This window comes from Mesorhizobium sp. M1A.F.Ca.IN.020.04.1.1 (assembly GCF_003997315.1).
Classification (GTDB): domain Bacteria; phylum Pseudomonadota; class Alphaproteobacteria; order Rhizobiales; family Rhizobiaceae; genus Mesorhizobium.
Map to the genome: position 1 here is coordinate 1 of NZ_RZSN01000238.1, position 6,806 is coordinate 6,806.

The window sequence follows — 6,806 nt, forward strand, 5'->3', positions numbered from 1 at the left end:
GGTCGAAGACATTGCTGTTCGGGTCGGCGCGCTCCTCGGCGAAGCTGCGGCCTTGCCGCGAGCCCGCATGGAAGACCTTCTTGCCGCCGACATCGGGTGCGTCGAAGACGGTGAAATCAATGTCCTCGCGCGGTCCGAGCGAGGCTTTGAGATTTTCCGGCGAGAGATAGAGCAGATCCGGCGCCACCGGCTTGTAGGGCACGGCATCTTTCAGCGCGCCGTCAGCCTGCTTCCGCCGCGCCTCATAGTGATCGAGGATCAGCGTATGGCGCTCGGCCAGCGCCTCATGCGCGAGATGATCGAAGATGACAGGCGCGTCCGGCAGATAGTCGAACACCGTCTCCAGTTGCTCGTAGAAGAAAGGCAGCCAGTGCTCCATGCCGGCAAAGCGCCGTCCTTCGCTGACGGCTGCATAGAGCGCATCGTCGCGCGACGGCGCGCCGAAGGCTTCGATATAGGAGCGGCGGAAGCGGCTGATCGTTTCCGGCGTCAGCGCCACCTCGCTCATCGCCTGCAGCGCCATCGACTTGCGCTGGCCGGTCGTGCGCTGGGTCGCCACGTCGAAGACGCGGATCGATTCCAGCGTGTCGCCGAAGAAGTCGAGCCTCAGCGCCTCGCTCCAGCCGGGCGCGAAGAGGTCGAGAATGCCGCCGCGCACCGCGAACTCGCCGACGTCGCGCACCGTCGGCACGCGCTCGAAACCGGAATTCTCCAGCCGCGCGATCAGCACGTTCATGTCGATCTGGTTGCCGGGCTTGGCGTGGAAGGTCTGCGCCTCGATCAGTTCGGCCGGCGGAATGCGCTGCAAGAGCGCATTGGCCGTCGTGAGGATAACGGCGCGGTGCGGCTTTTTCGCCAGCGCAACGATTGCGGAGAGCGCGTCGAGGCGCCGCGCGGCGGCATCCGCGCCCGGCGAGACACGATCGTAAGGCAGGCAGTCCCAGGCAGGCAGTTCCAGAACCGGCAGGCCGGGAGCGGCAAAGGCGAGCGCATCGATGATCGCCGGCAGCCGCTGGCCGTCGCGCGCGACGAACAGCACCGGCTTGTCGGGCGCGATCTCCTGCGCCGTCCGCGCCAGCGCGAAAGCTTCGTAACCGTCGGCGACGCCATCGACGATGAACTGGCCGGCGCGGCCCTTCGGCAGGCCAATGGAGGGAATGAGACTCATGCTTCTTTCAAAATGTCATGGTCCGGCGCGACGCCAGGATCTTCTGCAGCACCGCGCAATCGATATCGGGCGGAACCGGGCGCTCGCCGGTGATCATCGGCAGGAATTCGGTGTCGGAGATTTCGAGGAGCTTTTCATATTGGTCGATTTCGTCGGCGGTCAAGGCGCCGATCTCGGCATCGGCGAAGGATCCCAGGATGAGATCCATCTCGCGCATGCCGCGATGCCAGGAGCGGAACAGCAGCTTGCGGCGGCGGACGTCCAGTCCCTCGCTTGATCGCTGTGTTCCGGTCATCGCGCTGCATCCCTGTTCGAAGCGGCGCATATAGCGTGGATAGCGATTGGTGTCAGCCTTTGCGCTGCGGCCTCCGCGACATAAGCTGACGAGATGCGTCCTTCCATCCTCGATCCCCCGTTCGTCCCGATCACCTCGCTCGCCGGCGTCGGCCAGAAGGTCGGGACCATGATCGAACGTGTCGTGCCGGCCGATCTCGGCGACCGCGCCGCGCGCGCCGCCGATCTTCTGTTCGTGCTGCCCAACACGGTTATCGACCGCCGCAACCGGCCTGGCATCGCGCTAGCGGCCGAAGGCCAGATCGTAACACTCGAGGTGCGGGTCGACCGCCACCAGCCGCCGCCGCGCGGCAACAGGTCCGTGCCCTACCGGATCTACGCCCATGACGACACCGGCGAGATCGCCTTGACCTTCTTCCATGCCCATGCCGCCTATCTGCAGAAGATGCTGCCTGAGGGCGAGCGCGTCGTAATCTCCGGCCGCATGGAATGGTTCAACGGCCGCCCGACCATGGTTCATCCCGACCATATCGCGCCGCTCGACGAGGCCGAGGGCCTGCCGCTGGTCGAGCCCGTCTATCCGCTAACCGCCGGCCTGTCCGCAAAAGTGCTGCGCCGCGCCATCGGACAGGCGCTCGGCCGCTTGCCGGAACTGCCGGAATGGCAGGACGACGCCTTCATGCGCCGCCACACCTTTCCGTCCTTCGGCGATGCGCTGACCCGCATCCACTATCCCAAGGACCCGATCGACGTTGCCGTCGAGGGTGCGGCCTGGCGGCGCCTGGCCTATGACGAGCTCCTGGCAGGGCAGGTGTCGCTGGCGCTGGTGCGCGCCAGAATCCGCCGCCTTTCGGGCCGGCCGCTGGTCGGCGACGGGCGCGTTGTCGAGAAACTGCGCGCTGCCCTGCCCTACAAGCTCACCCTCAGCCAGGAATTCGCGCTCGGCGAAATCAACGCCGACCTGGCCGACCCCGAACGCATGCTGCGTCTGCTGCAGGGCGATGTCGGCTCCGGCAAGACGGTGGTCGCGCTGCTTGCCATGGGGCGCGCGGTCGAGGCAGGCGGCCAGGCTGCGCTGATGGCGCCGACCGAAATCCTGGCGCGGCAGCATCTGGCGACCATCGCCCCGCTGGCGGAAAAAGCCGGCCTCAGCGTCGCCGTCCTTACCGGCCGCGAGAAGGGCCGCGAACGCGCCGAAACACTGGAAGGCCTCGCCAGCGGTGCGATCGACATCGTCGTCGGCACGCACGCGCTGTTCCAGGAGACGGTGACCTTCCACGACCTCGTGCTTGCCGTCGTCGACGAGCAGCACCGCTTCGGTGTCCACCAGCGTCTCGCCATCACCGCCAAAGGCGACGCGCCCGATATGCTGGTGATGACGGCGACGCCCATTCCGCGCACGCTGGTGCTGACCGCCTTCGGCGACATGGATGTCTCGAAGCTCACCGAAAAGCCGGCGGGCCGCCAGCCGATACGCACCGTCACTTTGCCAATGGAGCGGCTGGACGAGTTGGTCGGGCGCATGGTCGACGCCGTCGCCGAGGGTCAGAAGATCTACTGGATCTGTCCGCTGGTCGAGGAATCCGAAGAGATCAAGCTGATGTCGGCGGAAGACCGCTTCGCTTCGCTGAAGCCGCTCTTCGGCGAACAGATCGGCCTCGTCCATGGCCGCATGAAAGGGGCAGAGAAGGACGAAGCGATGCGCGCCTTCAAGGAGGGCGAAACGCGCATCCTGATAGCGACCACCGTCATCGAGGTCGGCGTCGACGTGCCGGATGCGACGATCATGGTCATCGAGCATGCCGAACGCTTCGGCCTTGCCCAGTTGCACCAACTGCGCGGCCGCGTCGGGCGCGGCGACAAGCCGTCATCCTGCGTCCTGCTCTACAAGGACCCGCTCGGCGAGACGGCGAAGCGCCGGCTTTCGGTGATGCGCGAGACCGAGGACGGCTTCAAGATCGCCGAGGAGGACCTGAAGCTGCGCGGCGAAGGCGAATTGCTGGGCACAAGGCAATCGGGCACCCCCGGCTTCCAGGTGGCGCGCCTCGAATTCCATGCCGATCTGCTCGAAGCCGCGCGCGACGATGCGCGGCTGATCCTGTCGCGCGACCCGGAACTGCAGTCCCAGCGCGGCGAGGCACTGCGCTTGCTGCTTTATCTGTTCGGGCGCGACGACGCGGTGCGGCTGCTGCGCGCCGGCTGAGCGGCGCCGATCGCCGGATTGGCAAGGCCGCCTTCGACGGGCTCGCCATTGAGAGTCACCAGCTTGGCCTTGACCTCCGGCGCCACCATGCCAGCCGAGACGATCAGCTTGGCCCCGTCCTCGATCGACATGTCGAGCGGCACGATCTCGGATTTGTGCACATACATCAGGAAGCCGGTGGTCGGGTTGGGTGTGCAAGGCATGAACACCGCGATCAGCGGATCGCCTTCCCGGTCGAGTTTCTGGTTGATCTCGGTTTCCTTCTCGCTGGCGACGAAAACCAGCGACCAGACGCCTTTGCGCGGATATTCGACCAGCCCGACCTGGCGGAACATGTCGCCCTTGTTCGACAGCACGGTCTCGAAAATCTGCTTCAGCGAGCCATAGATGCCGCGCACCAGCGGCATGCGGCCCAGCAGCCGCTCGCCGAAATTGACGATGGCGCGGCCGACGATATTCGCCGCCAGGAAGCCGATCAGCGTGATCAAGACCAGCGCCACGATCAGGCCGAAGCCTGGAACCGGGAACGGCAGGTAGGTGTCTGGATTGTAGCGGACCGGGATATAAGGCTTCACCCAGGAATCGACCCAGCCGATCAGCGACCAGGCGATATAGGCCGTGATCGCCAGCGGCGCGCAGACGATGAACCCCGTCAGGAAGTAATTCCTGAGCCGGGTCATGCCAGAGGTCTTCAGGGCGTCGGACATAGGATCACCGCGGCGCAGATTGCGGTTGAACTTTAGTGAACCGCAATTCGGTTTGGAACTGCGAAGTTTTTAAAGAGCGCTCTCTATGAAGCGGCTTTCAGCGTTCCAAATGGAAGCTCCTGCGTTCGCGACACCCCTCTCTTCGTCATCCACGCGCGGAGCAAGGAGCGAAGCGACGCGGCGTAGACCCGAGGATCCATTCCGCGACGCCCCTCGAGGAGTGAAAGGGCCATCGGCAAGCCATACTTCGAACTACGGTGCCCAAAAGAAGCAGTGACAGTGCTATTCCACCGTGACCGATTTCGCCAGATTGCGCGGCTGGTCGACATCGGTGCCCATGAACACCGCGGTGAAATAGGCCAACATCTGGATCGGTAGCGCGTAGATGATCGGCGAAATGATCTCCGGCACCTCGGGCAGGATGATGGTCTCCATCGTCTTGATGCCGGCCTGCGCCGCGCCCTTTTTGTCGGTGATCAGGATGATCTTGCCGCCGCGGGCCGCCACTTCCTGCATGTTCGACACCGTCTTTTCGAAGATGCGGTCATGCGGCGCGATCACGATCACCGGCATGTTCTCGTCGATCAGCGCGATCGGCCCGTGCTTCAATTCGCCGCCGGCATAGCCTTCGGCGTGGATGTAGGAGATTTCCTTGAGCTTCAGCGCGCCTTCCATGGCCAACGGGAAGTTCGTGTCGCGGCCGAGATAGAGCACGTCCTTGTAGCGCGACAGCTCGCGCGAGATGCGCTCGATCTGCTCGTCGAGCTTCAGCACCTGGGTGGCGTAGCGCGGCGCTTCGGAAAGCTCGCGCACCAGCTGCTTTTCCTGATCGGGCGAGATCGTGCCGCGCGCCACGCCCGCGCGGACGGCAAGCGCAGCCAAGACCGAAAGCTGGCAGGTGAAAGCCTTCGTCGAGGCGACGCCGATCTCCGGCCCGGCAAGCGTCGGCAGCACGACGTCGGATTCGCGCGCCATGGTCGATTCGCGCACATTGACGACCGCGCCGATCTTCATGCCGGCCTGGCGGCAGTAGCGCAGGGAAGCCAGCGTGTCGGCGGTCTCGCCCGACTGCGATATGAAGAACGCCGCGTCGTTCCCGGACAACGGCATCTCGCGGTAACGGAATTCCGAGGCGACGTCGATGTCGACCGGCAATCGCGCATAGCGCTCGAACCAGTATTTGGAGATCAGCCCGGCGAGATAGGCGGTGCCGCAGGCCGAGAGCGCCAGCCGGCCGATCCTGGCGAAGTCGAAGGGCAGGTTGAGTGGCTTCGACTTGCCGGAAACGAAATCCACATAGTGCGCCAATGTGTGCGAGATCACCTCCGGCTGCTCATGGATTTCCTTTTCCATGAAATGCCGGCGGTTGCCCTTGTCGACCATGAAGCTGGTCGACAGCGACTGCTGGCGCTTGCGATCGACCTTGTTGCCGTCGATGTCGTAGATGCTAACGCCATTGCGACGCACGACCGCCCAGTCGCCGTCTTCCAGATAGGTGACCGCATTGGTGAACGGCGCCAGCGCGATCGCGTCCGACCCCAAAAACATCTCGCCCTCGCCATGCCCGACGGCCAAAGGCGGACCATTGCGGGCGCCGACGATCAGGTCCTCATCCCCCGTGAACATGATCGCCAGAGCGAATGCGCCGTGCAGCCGCCTCAGCGCGTGGTGCGCGGCTTCGACCGGCTTCAGCCCCCTGGCGAGTTCGCGCGCCACCAGATGCGCGACGACTTCGGTATCGGTCTGCGAAGCGAAAGAGTAGCCGTCTCGGGTGAGCTCGTCGCGCAGTTCGGCGAAATTCTCGATGATGCCGTTGTGGACGATGGCGACGCCTTTGGAAAAATGCGGATGCGCATTGGTCTCGTTAGGAACGCCATGCGTCGCCCAACGCGTGTGGCCGATGCCGATCGTGCCGTCGAGCGGCTCGTCCTTCAGCCGGCGTTCGAGGTTGATGAGCTTGCCTTCGGCGCGGCGCCTTCCGAGCTCGCCCTTCTCGATGGTGGCGACACCGGCCGAGTCGTAGCCGCGATATTCAAGCCGCTTCAGCGCGTCGACGATGAGCGGCGCGACTTGGCTTCGGCCGACGATTCCAACGATACCGCACATGGCGCTTGCCCCCGAATCCCAGCGGAAAACCCGGCGTTATCTAGGGGTTGCCGGCCTGCCGCGAAAGTCACTTTGCGTTTCGTTCCGTGTCACCGGGAACGCTCTTGAACAGATGGACATTCTCAAATCGTCCTTGCAATCCGGTTACCGCAACTGCTCGTCTTGTACATCCACAGCTTGCCAGCTCTCACCACCATTTAACTAGGTCCAATCTACATTCAGGATTCTCAACGCGGTTTGGCGTTGATTCATTGCGTTCCGAGGGTTCTGATTCGGAGCGCGACGGATGGCCAAACGGTACGAACTGACGAACGTCCAGTGGGCGCGC

At 64.3% G+C, this 6,806-nt stretch carries 4 protein-coding genes and 1 pseudogene; 1 reads left to right on the forward strand and 4 read right to left on the reverse strand.

The features are described from left to right. Both EOA49_RS29100 and EOA49_RS29105 read right to left on the reverse strand, forming a co-directional pair. Positions 1–1,168 (reverse strand): annotated as a pseudogene (locus EOA49_RS29100) (transcription-repair coupling factor); the annotation flags it as partial. Positions 1,169–1,175: 7 nt separating this feature from the next. Beyond that, positions 1,176–1,463 carry a succinate dehydrogenase assembly factor 2 gene (locus tag EOA49_RS29105; protein ID WP_067328436.1) on the reverse strand — a complete coding sequence of 96 codons (288 nt, stop codon included), beginning with the start codon at positions 1,461–1,463 and terminating at the stop codon, positions 1,176–1,178. Positions 1,464–1,556: 93 nt separating this feature from the next. Here EOA49_RS29105 and recG point away from each other — a divergent pair, with 93 nt between their 5' ends. After that, positions 1,557–3,665 (forward strand): ATP-dependent DNA helicase RecG, encoded by a 2,109-nt coding sequence (recG, locus tag EOA49_RS29110; protein WP_127241446.1) that lies wholly within the window; start codon positions 1,557–1,559, stop codon positions 3,663–3,665. Here recG and EOA49_RS29115 read toward each other — a convergent pair. Then, on the reverse strand, positions 3,617–4,372 hold the full coding sequence (locus EOA49_RS29115) for a DUF502 domain-containing protein (protein WP_040995587.1): 756 nt from the start codon (positions 4,370–4,372) through the stop codon (positions 3,617–3,619). The two genes, recG and EOA49_RS29115, sit on opposite strands and share 49 nt — an antisense overlap. A gap of 282 nt (positions 4,373–4,654) precedes the next feature. Continuing rightward, positions 4,655–6,478, reverse strand: a complete 1,824-nt coding sequence (glmS, locus tag EOA49_RS29120) for a glutamine--fructose-6-phosphate transaminase (isomerizing) (RefSeq protein ID WP_127241447.1) — start codon at positions 6,476–6,478, stop codon at positions 4,655–4,657. Between the last annotated feature and the right edge of the window lie 328 nt (positions 6,479–6,806).